Annotated in this window: 18 protein-coding genes; 11 read left to right on the top strand and 7 right to left on the bottom strand. The window is 69.4% G+C overall.

The genetic code is table 11. The annotated features are described in order from the left end of the window. Window positions 1–87 precede the first annotated feature (87 nt). Genes ftsE through ABDZ92_RS10980 form a run of 4 tightly spaced genes read left to right on the top strand, consistent with a single transcriptional unit; the run spans window position 88 to window position 2913 of the window. The gene (ftsE, locus tag ABDZ92_RS10965; RefSeq protein ID WP_125959466.1) at window positions 88–798 is read left to right on the top strand and encodes a cell division ATP-binding protein FtsE; all 711 of its coding nucleotides are present in this window, start codon (window positions 88–90) and stop codon (window positions 796–798) included. After that, window positions 798–1679: a cell division protein FtsX gene (locus ABDZ92_RS10970; RefSeq protein WP_125959465.1), complete on the top strand. Its 882-nt coding sequence runs from the start codon at window positions 798–800 to the stop codon at window positions 1677–1679. The genes ftsE and ABDZ92_RS10970 overlap by 1 nt, the downstream gene beginning before the upstream one ends. Beyond that, window positions 1676–2215, top strand: coding sequence for a YdcF family protein (locus ABDZ92_RS10975; RefSeq protein ID WP_343762831.1), 540 nt, complete (start codon window positions 1676–1678; stop codon window positions 2213–2215). The genes ABDZ92_RS10970 and ABDZ92_RS10975 overlap by 4 nt, the downstream gene beginning before the upstream one ends. After that, window positions 2212–2913, top strand: coding sequence for a lysophospholipid acyltransferase family protein (locus ABDZ92_RS10980; protein WP_241211737.1), 702 nt, complete (start codon window positions 2212–2214; stop codon window positions 2911–2913). The genes ABDZ92_RS10975 and ABDZ92_RS10980 overlap by 4 nt, the downstream gene beginning before the upstream one ends. A gap of 4 nt (window positions 2914–2917) precedes the next feature. Here ABDZ92_RS10980 and ABDZ92_RS10985 read toward each other — a convergent pair whose 3' ends face one another. Then, a complete protein-coding gene (locus ABDZ92_RS10985) occupies window positions 2918–3679 on the bottom strand; it encodes a molybdopterin-dependent oxidoreductase (RefSeq protein ID WP_125959463.1) in 762 nt (253 codons plus the stop codon). Further along, entirely contained in the window at window positions 3676–4389 is a 714-nt protein-coding gene (locus tag ABDZ92_RS10990; protein WP_125959462.1) for a cytochrome b/b6 domain-containing protein, read from the bottom strand. The genes ABDZ92_RS10985 and ABDZ92_RS10990 overlap by 4 nt, the downstream gene beginning before the upstream one ends. A gap of 69 nt (window positions 4390–4458) precedes the next feature. Between ABDZ92_RS10990 and ABDZ92_RS10995 the strand changes: the two genes are divergently transcribed. Next, complete coding sequence (locus ABDZ92_RS10995; protein ID WP_125959461.1) at window positions 4459–5070, top strand: flavin reductase family protein; 612 nt, start codon at window positions 4459–4461, stop codon at window positions 5068–5070. Between the two features lie 292 nt (window positions 5071–5362). Continuing rightward, entirely contained in the window at window positions 5363–5779 is a 417-nt protein-coding gene (locus tag ABDZ92_RS11000) for a hypothetical protein (RefSeq protein ID WP_241211736.1), read from the top strand. Here the strand turns inward: ABDZ92_RS11000 and ABDZ92_RS11005 are convergent, their stop codons facing one another. The 4 genes from ABDZ92_RS11005 to ABDZ92_RS11020 all read right to left on the bottom strand — a co-directional run bounded on the left by ABDZ92_RS11005 (window position 5780) and on the right by ABDZ92_RS11020 (window position 8965). After that, window positions 5780–6535 (bottom strand): sulfite exporter TauE/SafE family protein, encoded by a 756-nt coding sequence (locus ABDZ92_RS11005; protein ID WP_125959460.1) that lies wholly within the window; start codon window positions 6533–6535, stop codon window positions 5780–5782. It abuts the gene before it with no gap. A 7-nt stretch (window positions 6536–6542) separates the two neighbouring features. Next, complete coding sequence (gene rlmN / locus ABDZ92_RS11010; RefSeq protein WP_125959459.1) at window positions 6543–7757, bottom strand: dual-specificity RNA methyltransferase RlmN; 1215 nt, start codon at window positions 7755–7757, stop codon at window positions 6543–6545. Window positions 7758–7823: 66 nt separating this feature from the next. Next, a complete protein-coding gene (locus ABDZ92_RS11015; protein ID WP_125959458.1) occupies window positions 7824–8312 on the bottom strand; it encodes a hypothetical protein in 489 nt (162 codons plus the stop codon). After that, window positions 8309–8965, bottom strand: coding sequence for a histidine phosphatase family protein (locus ABDZ92_RS11020; protein ID WP_125959457.1), 657 nt, complete (start codon window positions 8963–8965; stop codon window positions 8309–8311). Before ABDZ92_RS11020 ends, ABDZ92_RS11015 begins: the two co-directional genes overlap by 4 nt. Window positions 8966–9100: 135 nt before the next feature. Here ABDZ92_RS11020 and ABDZ92_RS11025 point away from each other — a divergent pair, with 135 nt between their 5' ends. Together ABDZ92_RS11025 and dnaN are read left to right on the top strand one after the other, a co-directional pair. Then, complete coding sequence (locus tag ABDZ92_RS11025; protein ID WP_125959456.1) at window positions 9101–9754, top strand: outer membrane protein; 654 nt, start codon at window positions 9101–9103, stop codon at window positions 9752–9754. Window positions 9755–9934: 180 nt separating this feature from the next. After that, on the top strand, window positions 9935–11053 hold the full coding sequence (gene dnaN, locus ABDZ92_RS11030) for a DNA polymerase III subunit beta (RefSeq protein ID WP_125959455.1): 1119 nt from the start codon (window positions 9935–9937) through the stop codon (window positions 11051–11053). Between the two features lie 182 nt (window positions 11054–11235). Here dnaN and ABDZ92_RS11035 read toward each other — a convergent pair whose 3' ends face one another. Continuing rightward, on the bottom strand, window positions 11236–11592 hold the full coding sequence (locus ABDZ92_RS11035) for a hypothetical protein (RefSeq protein WP_125959454.1): 357 nt from the start codon (window positions 11590–11592) through the stop codon (window positions 11236–11238). Between the two features lie 80 nt (window positions 11593–11672). Between ABDZ92_RS11035 and recF the strand changes: the two genes are divergently transcribed. The 3 genes from recF (at window position 11673) to ABDZ92_RS11050 (ending at window position 15196) form a co-directional block, all read left to right on the top strand. Continuing rightward, window positions 11673–12746: a DNA replication/repair protein RecF gene (recF, locus tag ABDZ92_RS11040; RefSeq protein ID WP_125959453.1), complete on the top strand. Its 1074-nt coding sequence runs from the start codon at window positions 11673–11675 to the stop codon at window positions 12744–12746. A gap of 184 nt (window positions 12747–12930) precedes the next feature. Further along, a complete protein-coding gene (locus ABDZ92_RS11045; RefSeq protein WP_125959452.1) occupies window positions 12931–14343 on the top strand; it encodes a DEAD/DEAH box helicase in 1413 nt (470 codons plus the stop codon). 94 nt (window positions 14344–14437) lie between these two features. Further along, a complete protein-coding gene (locus ABDZ92_RS11050) occupies window positions 14438–15196 on the top strand; it encodes a ZIP family metal transporter (protein ID WP_125959451.1) in 759 nt (252 codons plus the stop codon). Window positions 15197–15214 lie beyond the last annotated feature (18 nt).

Here is a 15214-nt window from a genome sequence, read left to right on the forward strand (position 1 = left end):
TGCAGCAGCGTCCCCCGCTTGAGCAGGTCCGGCGGCTGTGCGATGGCGGCGCCCGCGAAGCTTCAAACGGGGTGGCCGGCGCCAGCGATGGCCAGTATCGTACAGTTTGAGAATGTCGGCCTTCGCTACGGCAATGGGGCAGAGACGCTGTCGGACGTGAGCTTCACGCTGACGACGGGCTCCTTCTATTTCCTCACTGGCGCATCGGGTGCGGGCAAGACTTCGCTTTTGAAGCTCCTCTACCTCGCGCAGCGGCCGAGCCGGGGCGTGATCCGGCTGTTCGGCGAGGATGCGGTGACGCTGCCGCGTGCGCGTCTGCCCGGTTTTCGCCGGCGTATCGGCGTGGTGTTCCAGGACTTCCGCCTGGTCCCGCACCTGTCGGCCTATGACAATATCGCCTTGCCGCTGCGGGTGGCCGGTGTGCCGGAGGCGGACGTGGCGGTGCCCGTCAACGAGATGCTCGCCTGGGTAGGGCTGTCCGACCGCGCCGACGCACCACCCCCGACGCTGTCGGGCGGCGAGCAGCAGCGCATCGCGATCGCGCGCGCGGTGATCGGCCGGCCCGAGATCCTGGTGGCGGACGAGCCGACCGGCAACGTCGACCCCGACATGGCCGAGCGGCTGCTCCACCTGTTCGATTCGCTCAACCGGCTGGGAACCACGGTGGTGGTGGCGACCCATGACTATGAGCTGCTCCAGCGGATCCCGGCTGCGCGCATGATGCGGCTGGAGCGGGGCAAGCTGATCGATCCGACCGGCCAGATGCGCTTTCCGCCCGCTTCCGCCGGGGTGCGCTGATGGCGATGCGCGCAAGCGACCGGCGCCTGCTGGGCGACCGGCAGGGACGGCGCACCATGGTGTGGATCATGGCCATCATGATCTTCCTGACGGTGCTGGCGGCAGCCATGGGTCTGTCGGTCGCGGGTGCCGGCAGCGCGCTGGACCGGCAGCTCGCCGGCCGGCTGACCGTGCAGGTGGTGGAGGCGGACGCTGCCAAGCGCGATGCCGCGGTCGCACGGCTGCTCGCCGGACTGCGCAAGGCGCCGATGGTGGCGCAGGCCGTCGAAGTGGACCGGGCCGAACTAGCCGAGCTGATGCGCCCCTGGTTGGGAGAGGCGGGGCTGGATGCCGACCTGCCGATCCCGGCGATGGTGGACGTGGACCTGCGGCAGAGCGACGACACGGCCGTTGCTGCAGTGACCCGCATCGCCCACGCCGCCACCCCGGCTGCCCGGGTCGACTGGCACGCGAGCTGGCTGGCGCCGGTGCGCGGTTTCCTGCGCACCCTTGGCTGGGTCGCATTCGGCCTGGTCGCGGTGATGGCGACCGCGACGGCTGCGGTCGTGCTGCTTTCCGCGCGCGCGGGACTGGACACGCACCGCGGGACCATCGACATCCTCCACATGCTCGGCGCCACCGATGTCCAGATCGCCCGCCTGTTCCAGCAGCGGATCGCCGTCGACACGCTGACGGGCGGGTTGATCGGCACCGTCGCGGGTCTCGCGGTCGTGCTGGTGGTGGGGCTGCAGATCGGCGGCCTGGAGTCGCAGGTGCTCGCCGGGCTCGCGCTGTCGACGGTCGACTGGCTGCTGATCGTCGCCACGCCGATCGCCTTCATGCTGCTGGCGATGGTCGCCGCGCGCATCGCGGTGCTGCGCGCGCTGGGGCAGGTGCTGTGATCTGGCGGCTGTTCTCGGTGGCGCTGATCGCCTGGGTCCTGGGCTTCGCGCTGTTCACCGTCGCGCTGCCGCGCCCCGCACCGGACGGGTTGGTGACCGACGCGGTGGTCGTGCCGACCGGCGCGCCCGGCCGGATCGACCGTGGCCTGGCGGTCGTGCGCGCCGGCAAGGCCAAGCGGATGCTGGTGACCGGCGTCGACCCGGACGTGCGCCCCGGCGAACTGGCCGTTGCCTACAAGGTGCCGGCGCGGGTGTTCGCCTGCTGCGTGGACCTGGGCCATGAGGCGGTCGATACCCGCTCCAATGCCGACGAGACCGCGGACTGGGTCCGGGCCCACGGCTATGGCACCGTGCGACTGGTGACGTCGGACTGGCACATGGCACGCGCCGCCCTGGAGCTTCGCCATGCGCTGGACGATCGGGTGGAGGTGATCGCCGATCCCGTGCCCGGCACGCCGCGCTTCGGCATCCTGTTCGACGAGTACGACAAATATCTGGTCCGGCGCGTGGTCCTGTGGCTGGGGCTGGGCGTATGATCGCCTGGCTGCGGACGCTTGCGTTCAACCTCGTGTTCTATGCCCTCACGATCGCCATCGTTCTCGCCGCGCCGCTGGTCGCGCTGGCGGGGCCCCGGGCGCTGCGGCGCCATGCGGAAGGATGGGCACGCGCCCAGGGCGCACTCGCCCGCTGGCTGCTCGACATCCATGTCAGGATCGAGGGGGAAATTCCCCACGGACCGTTCCTGTTCGCGGCCAAGCACCAGGCGATGTTCGAGACGCTGGAACTGGCGTGGCGGATCGGCGCGCCGGTGATCGTGATGAAGCGCGAACTGACTCAGATCCCGTTCTGGGGCCGTGCGGCGCAGCGCTACGGCAGCATCGGCATCGACCGGGCGGGCGGCGCCGACGCGCTGCGGGCGATGCTGCGCGAGGCCAAGGAAGCGCGCCGCGCCGGCCGCGCGGTGCTGATCTTCCCGGAGGGCACCCGCGTCCTGCCGGGCGAGACGCCGCCGCTGCGCTCGGGCTTCGCCGGCCTCTACAAGGCGCTGGCGATGCCGGTGGTGCCGGTCGCGCTCGACAGCGGGCCGCTGTGGCCGCGCAAGGGCGTGAAGCATGCGGGCACCATCACGCTGCGCTTCGGCACGCCGATCCCGGCCGGCCTCTCCCGCGCCGAGATCGAGGCACGGGTCCATGCCGGCATCAACGCGCTGGAGCCGGCGTTCTCCGCCGACTGAGGCGTCAGATGCCGGCGTACCAATCGTAGTCGGCGATGTCCTCCCAGAGCCCTCCCTTGCCGCCGGCGATGCCGTCCAGGCTCGCCACCGCCTCTATCCGCTCGACATATTTCGCGTGCTTGTAGCCGAGCTGGCGCTCGACCCTGAGGCGCAGCGGTGCGCCGTTGGGGATCGGCAGGAGCGCATCGTTCATCGCCCAGGCGAGGATCGTCTGCGGGTGGAAGGCGTCGATCAGGTCGATCGATTCGTAATACGGCCGCCCGCCCAGCCGGTCGGCGCAGTGGAAGACGATGTAACGGGCCTGGTCGCGCAGGCCGGCGAGGTCGAGCAGGCGCGACAGGCGGGGGCCGCTCCATTTGCCGATCGCGCTCCACCCCTCCACGCAATCGTGGCGGGTGATCTGGGCACGCGCGGGCATCGAGCGGATCTGCGCCATCGAGAGCGACAACGGCCGCGCGACCAGGCCGTCGATGGCGAGCCGCCAGTCGGCGAACGCGCTGGCCGCATGCGCGGCATAGGCGGGCGTGTCGGGTCGTGCAGTGCCGTTGGAGCGGAAGATCGGCGAGCGCTGATCAGGGCGGTATTCGGGCGCGAGTGCGTTGCGGGCGGTGAGCCCGCGCTGCAGCCAGCGCTGCGCGTCCTCGCCCTTGAACAGCAGGCCACGAACGGCGGGCGACTCGCCCAGCTGGTCGCAACCGGAAACGAAGCCCGCGGCGCCTGCGGTCATGCCGGCGAGCACGCGGCGGCGGGTGAGGATGCGGCTCATGGCTGCTCCTCTTCGGGTACGCGCCACCAGCCGGTGATCATCGAGCGCACTTCGTTGATCGGGCCGGCGAGGATCACGAGCACGAGGTGCACCACCGTGAAGAGCGTGATGGCGGCGGCGGCGAGGAAGTGCATCGACCTCGCCGAGGCGCGGCCACCGAACAGGTCGAGCAGCCAGGGCCAGGCCGCGTTCATGCCGGGCGAGAGGGTGAGGCCGGTCAGGATCACCACCGGCAGCGCGACGAACAGGATCGCGATGTAGCTGAGCTTCTGGAAGCTGTTGTAGTCGCGCGGCGCCTCCGGATCGTGGAAGCGAAACGCGAGGTGGGCGCGGAAGTCCGCCCAGAGGTGCCGCCGCGAAAACTCGCCCCGGCGGATCGCGAGGTCGCGGGAGAGGTGCCGGTTGAGGAGGCTGCCGATCAGGAAGATCAGCAATCCGAACGCGAGCACCAGCGCGAAGAACAGGTGCCAGCGGCGCGCAAGCGCGAGATTGTAGGTCGACGGGATCGTGATCCAGCCCGGGAACCGGTCGAAGCGGATCCAGGCGTGGTCGAAGTTCGCGCCATAGTCGCCCCAGTAGAGCTGGGGGTGGGCGTTCAGGATCATGAGCCCGCTGCCGATCATCACGAAGATTGCGACGGCGTTGACCCAGTGCCACAGCCGGGTGAGCGGACGGTGCCGATAGACGGCGCGGGGCGGCTGGCGGCTCACCGGCAGAACGATAGACCGTGCGGCTGCCTGCGGGTAGCCCCCCGGCCGGCTCGCGCGTTAGGAGCGGGCATGACCGACTTCCACTTCTACGAGCCCGCCGACGGGCACCGCCTGCCGCACGATCCCTTCAACGCGATCGTCGCGCCCCGTCCGATCGGCTGGATCAGCACGCTGGGTGCCGACGGCCGCCGCAACCTCGCGCCGTACAGCTTCTTCAACGCGTTCAACTATCGGCCGCCGCTGATCGGCTTCGCCTCCCAAGGCCGCAAGGACAGCCTCGCCAATTGCGAGGCGACGGGCGAGTTCGTCTGGAACCTGGTGACGCGTGCGCAAGCAGAAGCGATGAACGCGAGTTCGGCATCGGCCGATGCGGACGAGTTCACGCTTGCGGGGCTGGAGGCGCTGCCCTCCCGCCTGGTGGCGGCGCCGCGGGTGGCGGGCAGCCCGGTCCAGTTCGAGTGCAAGGTGACCCAGATCGTCCGGCTGGAGACCAAGGAAGGCCGGGCGCTGGACCAGTGGCTGGTGCTGGGCGAGGCAGTCGGCATCCACATCGACACGGCGCTGCTGGAAGACGGCATCTACCAGACCGCCCGTGCGCACCCGATCGTACGGGGCGGCGGCCCGGCCGATTACTTCGAAATCGCCGAAGACGCGCTGTTCCACATGCGCCGGCCGGCATAGAAGGCGCTCGCACTCGTGCTGCGACATCCGTATTCTGATCTCATGACGGACCAGGATCGAGCTTCCGAGACAGAAACCTACTGGCGGGATGGCTATGTCCCGCTTCGGGGGTTATTTCCACGCGAGATTCTCGACGCCTTCTACATGCGGATGCGCGCCGATTTTGGAGGCGGCCGGCAGGCCACTGCAGTCCTTTGTGGCGGAAGGACCGTTGCTGCGCGGGCGGGCCATCGAGCTTTACGCGTACCAGTATGCCCCGATGCTAGCTTTTCTCTGGGGGCTAACCCCGCGCATGGCCCAGGCGACAGGGCGGGCGCTGCTGCCCACCTACGCCTATTTCCGGGCTTATCAGCAGGGGGACATCTGCCGAGTCCATTATGACCGGCCTTCCTGCGAGCACAGCCTCTCGCTGACCATCGCCTATGGGGAGGACAAGCCCTGGGCGCTCTCCGTCGCGACCGAGGCGGGGGAGCGGCCGACGGGTGAGGTGACGGAAGATTTCGGATCGCGCAGATATGGATCCGTGGCAATGGCGCCGGGCGATGCCGTCCTCTACCAGGGAACGCACCGGCTGCACGGGCGGCTTGAGCCCAATCCGAACAGCTGGTCCGCGCACCTGTTCCTGCATTGGGTGGAACGGGATGGCCAATATGCCGAGCATGCCTTTGATCGGCCGGCGATCGAGCGGGCGATGCGACGGCCGGGCTGATCAGCCGTAGGCGCGCCAGAAGAAGGCGGCGGTGGTGACGCCGGTCACCGCCATGGTCCAGAGCCGGATGGTGCGCGCCGACAGGCGATCGCCCAGCCAGGCGCCGCCCCAGCCGCCCAGGATGCCGCCCAGGAGCATGGGGATGCAGGCTGCCCAGGCGACCATGCCAAAGGCCGCGAACACGCCGGCGGCGGCCAGGTTCGCAGTGGCGAGGATCAGCGTGCGGGGTGCGGCCATCCGCTTGGGATCGGTGCCGACCAGCAGCCCGAAGACCGCCGTCATCATCATGCCGATGCCGCCCCCGAAATAGCCGCCATAGACGCCGAGCAGCAGCTGGGCAGCGATCAGCGTGCGCGGGCCGATCGTTGCATGGGCACGCAGCCAAGCGGCGCCGCGCTGGCCGGCGGCGATGGCTCCGAACGCAAAGAGCAGCAGCCAGGGGACGATCACGTCGAACGCCGTTGGCGGTGTCACGACCAGCAGATAGCTGCCGACCAGCGCCGCCACGAAGTTGACGCTGTTCAGCAGCCGGATCGAAAGGCCGCCCAGCGGCGCGAGTCCGCGGCGGTAGGTCCAGGCGCTCGCCATGGCGGCAGGCTGCATCGCGACGTTGCTGGTGGCATTCGCAATCGTGGCGGGGAGCCCGATCCCGACCAGCGCCGGCATGGTTGCGAAGGCGCCCCCGCCGGCGAGCGCGTTCATCGCGCCGCCGACACAGCCGGCCAGGGCGGCAAGCCCGATGACACTCCAGTCCATGACGGGCTCAGCCGAGCGCCGCCATCTTCTCCTCGGCCTCGCGATCCAGCTGCGCGCGGCTCTTCTTCTCGGCGGCGGTTTTGAGCTGGCCGCAGGCGGCGTCGATGTCGCGGCCGCGCGGGCGGCGCACCGGCGCGGAAATGCCGGCTTCGAACACGATGTCGGAAAAGGCGTTGACCCGATCCGGCGTCGAGCATTCGTACGGCGCGCCCGGCCAGGGATTGAACGGGATCAGGTTGACCTTGGCCGGCAGCTGGTACTTGCGCAGCAGGCGCACGAGCTCGTGCGCGTCGGCGTCGCTGTCGTTCTTGTCCTTCAGCATCACATATTCGAAGGTAATGCGCCGCGCGTTGTTGGCGCCGGGATAGTCGGCGCAGGCCTGCAGAAGCTCCTCGATGCCGTACTTCTTGTTGAGCGGCACGATCTCGTCGCGCACTTCCTTGGTCACTGCGTGGAGCGAGACCGCCAGGTTCACGCCGATCTCCTCGCCCGCGCGCGCCATCATCGGCACCACGCCCGAGGTGGAGAGGGTGATGCGCCGCTTCGACAGGGCCAGGCCGTCGCCATCCATGACGATCTGGAGGCCCGTCTTGACCTCGTCGAAGTTATAGAGCGGCTCGCCCATGCCCATCATCACGATGTTGGTGAGCATGCGCCCTTCCGGGCTCGACGGCCATTCGCCGAGCGCGTCGCGCGCGAGCATCACCTGGCCGACGATTTCGCCCGCGGTCAGGTTGCGCACCAGCCGCATCGTGCCGGTGTGGCAGAAGCGGCAGTTGAGCGTGCAGCCCACCTGGCTGGAGACGCACAGCGTGCCGCGATCAGCGTCCGGGATGAACACCATCTCATAGTCCTGCCCGTCGGGCGAGCGCAGCAGCCACTTGCGCGTGCCATCGGACGAGACCTGCGCCTCGACCACATCCGGCCGGCCGACGACGAAGCGCTCGGCCAGCCACGGGTGCTGCGCCTTGGCGATGTCGGTCATGGCCGAGAATTCGGTGGCGCCGCGGTTGTAGATCCAGTGCCACAGCTGCTTGGCGCGAAGCTTCGCCTGTTTCGGCTCCATGCCCGCAGTTTCCAGCGCCTCGCGGATGGCGGGCTTGGACAGCCCGACCAGGTCGACGCGGCCGTCGGGGCGCGGCGCCTTGGCCGTTGCGCGGGGCACGGGCACGGGATCGATGTGCCCCGGAATGGGCATCGGCGGCGTCGACACTGTCAGCATGCGCGCGCATATAGTCGAATTTGCAGGCAATTTCCATGCCCGCCGCCGGCTTCGTTTCGGAACGTGCTACGCGGGCAGGCAGGCGAGCGCCGCCGCGTCGATCGCGGTCGCTGCGCCCTTCAGCGCATAGACGTCCACGAACGGCCTGCCGCCCTCGGCCAGGCTCTCCACGCTCATGCTGCGCGCCGAGCGCATCGCGGACACGATCGCGCGATCGGCGGCGGCGTCCGGCGCCCAGGCGTCGAGCGTCCCGGCGCGCAGCGGGAAGCGGCGATCGCCGATGGAAAGCGTCACTTGCGCCGAGGGCGCACGCCGGCGGCTGAGGCGGAGGTGGAGCTGGTTGCGGGCGTGGGCACCGGGCCAGGTCGCGACGCTGGCGAACGGATAGAGCGCGGTCCGGCGCGAGATCGGCTTGGCGATCGCATAGCAGCGCCGAGGCGCGGCATCGGCGAAGGCGCCCCAGCGCTCGAAGATGCCGAGGGTGCGCCGCGCGGGCGGCGCGGCGGCGGCCGGCGCCTGCGCGAGTGCGGCTGCCGCCAGCAGCGTTGCGATCATGCCGGCGCCGAGTGCGCGATGTCGCCGCTGCCGAGATGCACGACCGTCTCGACGCCATGTTCGATCCGGACGATCGAGCCCTGCGGCAGGTCGGGTGCGACGGGCGCGGCGAACTGCGGAAGCACGTCCAGCCCCGTCATTACCCCGCGCAGCACGCGGCTGGACATGCCGTGCATGATCACCAGCCGGTCGCCCGGATCCGCGTCGGTGTCGGCGAGCCAGCCGGAGACGCGGGTCGCAATCGCGTCGTACCACTCTCCGCCCGGCGGCGGACGACGGTAGAGGCGATGCTCCTCGTCCATGAAGTCCGGCGACTCGGCCGCGACCTCGCGATAGTAGCGCCCCGTCCACTGCCCCATGCCGATCTCGATGAGCCGCGCATCGGTGTGCGCCTGGTGCCAGTCGAGCTCGAGATGTTCGGCGATGATCGCCAGCGTCTGGAGGGCGCGGCCTGCGGTAGAAGCCCAGAGCGTCAGCTTGGGCTTCGGCCCGAGCAGCGTCCGAAGCGCCGCGCCCATCGCATCCGCCTGGACAAAACCGGCACGCGTGAGCGGGATGTGGAGGTGGTCGCCCTGCATGCGCCGAGCCACGTTGTAGACCGTCTCGCCATGCCGCGCGATGAAGTCGCGCCCCTGCCGTGCCTTGTTCACCATGGCCCTGCTTTCAAGCCCCTGTTGCGCGAATGCAACGAAAATCCCTGTTTAGCTGGGGTTCATGAAACCTGCCGGCGCGTCGCCTATTTGAGCGCTGTGCCCGGCGTACCTCGGGCAGCAATTTGGGAGTTTGTTATGCGTTACGTCGCTCTGGGCCTGCTGGCCGCTTCCTCCGCATTCGCCGCCCCGGCGATGGCGCAGGACGTCAACCCGAACTTCACCGGCCCGCGTGTCGGCGTGGTCGCCGGCTATGACGCGGTTCGTCCGGGCAGCAGCGAGGATTCGGACATCGACGGCGACGACCAGACCGTGGACGGTTTCCTCTATGGTGTGGACGTCGGCTATGACTTCGCCGTTTCCGGCGCCGTGCTGGGCCTCGAGGCGGAACTGACCGACTCGACCGGCAAGACCAAGACCGACACGCGCGATCCGAACTACTTCGGCTATGGCCGCGTGGCACCGGGCCGCGACATCTATGTCGGCGTGCGCGCCGGTGTCCTCGCGACGCCGCAGACCCTGGTCTATGCCAAGGCCGGCTACACCAACGCCAAGCTGAACGTGCAGGGCGTGAACGGCGACGTGGACCTCGACCGCAACTATGAGCTGGACGGCTATCGCGTCGGCGCCGGCGTGGAGCAGTCGATCGGCACCAACACCTATGCCAAGCTCGAGTACCGCTACTCGAACTATTCGAGCGCGGACTTCCGCTTCGACGGCAACACGACCGACAGCTTCGACGTGGATACCGACCGCCACCAGGTGCTGGTCGGCGTCGGCATGCGCTTCTAAGCGAGCGCCGCTTGCCGCGCCGTCAGGGCGATACCCCGCAGACGGCATGCGCAATCGGAAACAAGGAGGGCCGGAGCAGCTTGCTCCGGCCCTTTTTTGCGCGCTAGAGGTGAGACAACGGACCAATCCCACCCGACCGGGTGGCCAGGACTAGGGCGGGCGCCCGGGGGTTTTGAAAAGATGAAGGCGACGATCGAACGCGCGACCCTGTTGAAGGGGCTGAGCCACGTCCAATCCGTCGTCGAGCGGCGGAACACGATTCCGATCCTGTCGAACGTGCTGATCGAGGCGGCCGAGAACGGCTCGATGCGGCTGATGGCGACCGACCTCGATCTGCAGATCGACGAGACGATCGCGGCGGCGGTCGACCAGCCGGGCGCGATCACGGTTTCGGCGCACACGCTGTTCGACATCGCGCGCAAGCTGCCCGAGGGTGCGCAGGTGCAGCTGTCGGCGGCCGAGGGCCGGCTGACGGTGGTGGCGGGCCGCGCCCGCTTCAACCTCGCCACGCTGCCGCGCGACGATTTTCCGGTGATCGCCGAGGGCGAACTGCCGACGCAGTTCGAACTGCCGGCGGAAATGCTCAAGCAGATCATCGACAAGACGCGTTTCGCGATCTCGACCGAGGAAACGCGCTATTATCTGAACGGCATCTTCCTGCACGTGTCCGAGGATGCGAGCGGCGAGCCGGTGCTGAAGGCGGCGGCGACCGACGGCCATCGGCTGGCGCGCGTGACGCTGCCGCGCCCGGAAGGCGCCGAAAAGATGCCGGACGTGATCGTACCGCGGAAGTGCGTGGCCGAGCTGCGCAAGCTGCTCGAAGAGGTCGACGGATCGGTCGGCGTGTCGCTGTCGGGTTCCAAGATCCGCTTCGACCTTGGCCAGGCGATCCTCACCTCCAAGCTGATCGACGGCACCTTCCCGGACTATTCGCGCGTTATCCCGACCGCGAACGACAAGCTCCTCAAGCTCGACCCGAAGAGCTTCATGGAAGGCGTCGACCGCGTCTCCACCATCGCCACGGAGAAAACCCGCGCGGTGAAGATGGCGCTTGATCGCGACAAGATCACCCTGTCCGTGACCAGCCCGGAGAACGGCGCGGCTGCCGAGGAAGTGCCCGGCGACTATAGCGCGCTGCCGTTCGAGATCGGCTTTAACAGCCGCTACCTGCTCGACATCCTGGGCCAGATCGAGGGTGACCTCTGCGAGGTGCACCTGGCGGACGCGGCAGCCCCGACGCTGATCCGCGAGAACGACAAGTCGCCGGCGCTGTACGTGCTGATGCCGATGCGGGTGTGAGGAAGGCTTCGGCGCTCCTGCACCCTGACTCATCCGGTACCCCGGCGAAGGCCGGGGTACTGTTGCGGCGCACGCGGTAAGGCCACGCGCTCCTCGCCGATGCTTCCCAACTGGGCCCCGGCCTTCGCCGGGGTACAGGTGCGGTTTAACCGCAGGTCTAAGTGCGACCGGCCGCGCCGCCGCTATTTCGCCAGCAGCGCGCTGGCCTTTGCCTTGCCCTCGTCGCGGACGGCGCGGGCCTTTGCTTCGGCCTGTTCCTCCACCAGCTTGGCCTCGCGCTCGCGGGCTTCGGCGCGGACCTGGAGGCGCTGGGCATCATAGCCGCCGCCCTGGCCGGCCTGCTGGCGCAGCTGCTCGGCTTCGGCCTTCATGCCCGCCGATACGTTTCCGGCCTGCGCCTCGATGGCATCGGCCTGCGCCTCTGCGGCATCGCGCAGCTGGTCGGCCTCGCGCTCCTGCGGCGTCTGCGCCCCACAGGCGGCCACTGCCAGTGCTGCTGCCGCAATCCACCATTTCCGCATCACCGTCCCCTTTTTCATCGTTTCGCTGAAGGCAATTCTCTGCGGGCCGGAAGGTTGCGTCGCACTGGCGCGTGGCTTGCGCTACAGCGGCGCCAACGATGCTCGCGCGCCTGTCTCTTACCGACTTCCGCAACCATGCCGACGCGGTGCTCGCACCCGGGCCGGGCTTCGTCGTGCTGTCCGGGGACAATGGGGCGGGCAAGACCAACGTGCTCGAAGCGGTGTCGCTGCTGGCGCCGGGGCGCGGCCTCCGGCGTGCGCCCTTGTCCGAGATGGCGCGCCAGGGCGGCAGCGGTGGCTTCGGCGTGGCGGCGGTGTTGGCGGACGATACCGCGCTTGGCACCGGTACCCGGCCCGACGCGCCCGAGCGGCGGCTGGTGCGGATCAACGGCGCGCCGGCGACGGCCATGGCGCTGGCGGAGTGGTTGACGGTGCTGTGGCTGACGCCAGCCATGGATCGGCTGTTCGTCGAACCCGCGGGCGAGCGTCGGCGGTTCCTCGACCGCCTGGCGCTGGCGCTCGCGCCCGGCCACGCCAGCCACGCCAGCCGCTACGAAGCGGCGATGCGCGAGCGCAACCGGCTGCTGGCCGACGATCGCCCGGCCGATCCCGAGTGGCTGGCGGCGCTGGAGGCGCGGATGGCCGAACATGGCGCGGCGGTGGATGCGGCACGCCGGACGACGGTGACCATGCTGGCGGAGCGGATCGCGGCGAGCCCTGCCGGTGCCTTTCCGCGGGCCGGGCTCTCGATCGAGGGGTGGGGCGGCGACGCCGATCGGCTGCGGGCCGAACTCGCCGCCGGGCGCACCCGCGATGCGGCGGCCGGGCGGACGCTGGCAGGGCCGCATCGGTCGGACCTGGCGGTGGTGCACCTGGAAAAGGGACAGGCGGCGCATCGCTGCTCGACGGGCGAGCAGAAGGCGCTGCTGCTGGGGCTGGTGCTCGCCCATGCAGCGCTGGTCTCGGAACGGGCCGGGCGCCCGCCGCTGCTGCTGCTCGACGAGGTGGCGGCGCATCTCGATCCCGGCCGCCGGGCGGCATTGTTCGAGCGGCTGGCAGGCGGCGGCCAGGTCTGGTTGACCGGCACCGAGCCAGGCTTGTTCGACGCGATCGGGACAGAGGCGACGCGGTTCCACGTCGTCGATGGACGGGTGGTCGGGCCGCAACCTTGACTTTTCGGGGTGGCGGGCGCATCTGCCACACCGCAGCGACGCTTCAAACAAGCAGCGTGATCCGGCCTTGCGGCCGAGGCTCGCGTCGCGCTCCACCGGCTTCCCAAGTCACGCGGGTCGCATTTTTGCCCCGCCTCCCGTGCGTCCATCTTGGCCGCGCGTGCCGGCTACTGACAGGTATTCCATGTCCTTCCAGTCCCTTGGACTTTCCAAGCCGCTTCTCGATGCCCTGGCCGAGAAGAATTACACCGAGCCGACGCCGATTCAGCGCGACGCCATCCCGATCGTGCTGGAGCAGCGCGACCTGCTCGGTATCGCCCAGACCGGCACCGGCAAGACCGCGGCTTTCGTGCTGCCCTCGCTCGACCTGCTGGTGAAGGCCAACGTCCGCCGCAAGCCAATGCGGTGCCGGATGCTGGTGCTGGCGCCGACGCGCGAGCTGGTCAGCCAGATCGCCGACAATGCGCGCACCTATGCCAAGTATACCAAGCTGAACGTCGCGACCGTGTTCGGCGGCGTGCCGGTTGCCCGCAACATCCGCGACGTGGCGGCCGGCGTCGACATCCTGGTCGCCACCCCGGGCCGCCTGCTCGACCTGATCGACCAGAAGTGCCTGGCGCTCAACGAGCTCGAGATCCTGGTGCTCGACGAGGCCGACCAGATGCTCGACCTGGGCTTCATCCATGCGCTGCGCCGCATCGTGTCGATGGTGCCGAAGGATCGCCAGACGCTGTTCTTCTCGGCCACCATGCCCAAGGACATCCGCGATCTCGCCGACAAGTACCTCACCCACCCGGCCGAGGTGAAGGTGGCGCCCGTCTCCTCCACCGCCGAACGCGTGGAGCAGTATGTCACCTTCGTGCAGCAGCAGGAGAAGCAGGCGCTGCTGACCCTGTTCTTCCGCAACAACAAGATCGATCGCTCGCTGGTGTTCACCCGCACCAAGCATGGCGCCGACCGCGTCGTGAAGCTGCTGGCCGCCAATGGCATCGCCTCCAACGCGATCCACGGCAACAAGTCGCAGCCGCAGCGTGAGCGTGCGCTCGGCGAGTTCCGTTCGGGCAAGGTGCCGATCCTGGTGGCGACAGACATCGCCGCGCGCGGCATCGACGTCTCGGGCGTCAGCCACGTCGTCAACTTCGAGCTGCCGAACGTGGCCGAGCAGTACGTCCACCGCATCGGCCGCACCGCGCGCGCAGGCGCCGACGGCATCGCCTTCGCCTTCTGCGCCGAGGACGAGCGTCCGTATCTGCGCCAGATCGAGAAGCTGACCCGCCAGAAGATCGAGGTAGTGCCGCTGCCGGAGAACTTCCTGGCCGAGGCAGCGAACATCAAGGCGACGCGCGCACCGCATGCGCCCGATCGGCCCGAGCGTGCTCCGGGCGATCGCCAGCTGCCGCGTCCGCGCGCCACGCACAGCGCCAAGCCGGCAGGCTCGGGCCGTGGCCCGATCGGCAATCCGTCGCGCGGTGGCCAGGGCAAGCCGGCGGGTGATCGGCCCGCAGGCGAGCGTCCGGCCGGTGCGCGTCCAGGTGGTCCGCGTCGCGGCGGCCGCGGTCGGCGTCCGGGTGGCGGCGGCCAGGGCGTCGCGCGCTAAGGCGCGCGACTCTTCGGGGGGCACCGAAGCGCCGTTGCGGCGTTAAGGTACGCATGCGGCGCTGCCCCACCTTCTTGAAGATGCCGGTCGGCTGATGCCGACCTGGCTCGAGGCAGGGCTCTGGGGCCTGCTCGGCGGCTCGGCGTTGCTGATCGGCGCTGCCATCGCGGGCGCAGTGCAACTGCCGCAGCGCCTGATCGCCGCCGTGATGGCGATCGGCTCGGGCGTCCTCATCTCCGCCGTTGCCTTCGACCTGATGGACGACGCGTTCGCCCGCGGCGGGCTCGATGCGACCGCCGCCGGGTTCGTTGGCGGCGCAGCCCTCTACACTGCCGGCAACGTCTGGCTCTCGCGCCGGGGCGCCCGGCACCGCAAGCGCTCGGGAACCGAGAGCACGGAGACGCAGCCGCACGCGAGCGAAGGGGGCGGCAGCGCCATCGCACTCGGCGCCCTGCTGGATGGCATTCCCGAGTCGATCGTCATCGGCATCAGCCTGATCGGCGGGACGGGGGTGAGCACCACGGTGGTCGCCGCGGTGTTCCTCTCGAACATCCCCGAGGGCCTTTCTTCTGCCGCCGGCATGAAGAAGGCGGGGCGGTCCACCGCCTATATCTTCGGCGTATGGACTGCGATCGCGGTCGCGTCGGGGCTGTCGGCGCTGCTCGGCAATCTGCTGCTGGCGGACGCGAGTGCGGATCTGGTCGCGGTGATCACCGCCGTCGCCGCAGGCGCGATCCTTGCCATGCTGGTCGACACCATGATCCCGGAGGCGACCGAGAACACGCATGAATATACCGGCCTGATCGCCGTCGCCGGTTTCCTGGCCGCATTCTGGCTCAGCAAGGTCGGCTGAGGGGGCCCAAACGCCCGC

The sequence above is a fragment of the Sphingomonas molluscorum genome, from assembly GCF_039522995.1.
In the GTDB taxonomy this organism is placed as follows: Bacteria; Pseudomonadota; Alphaproteobacteria; order Sphingomonadales; family Sphingomonadaceae; genus Sphingomonas; species Sphingomonas molluscorum.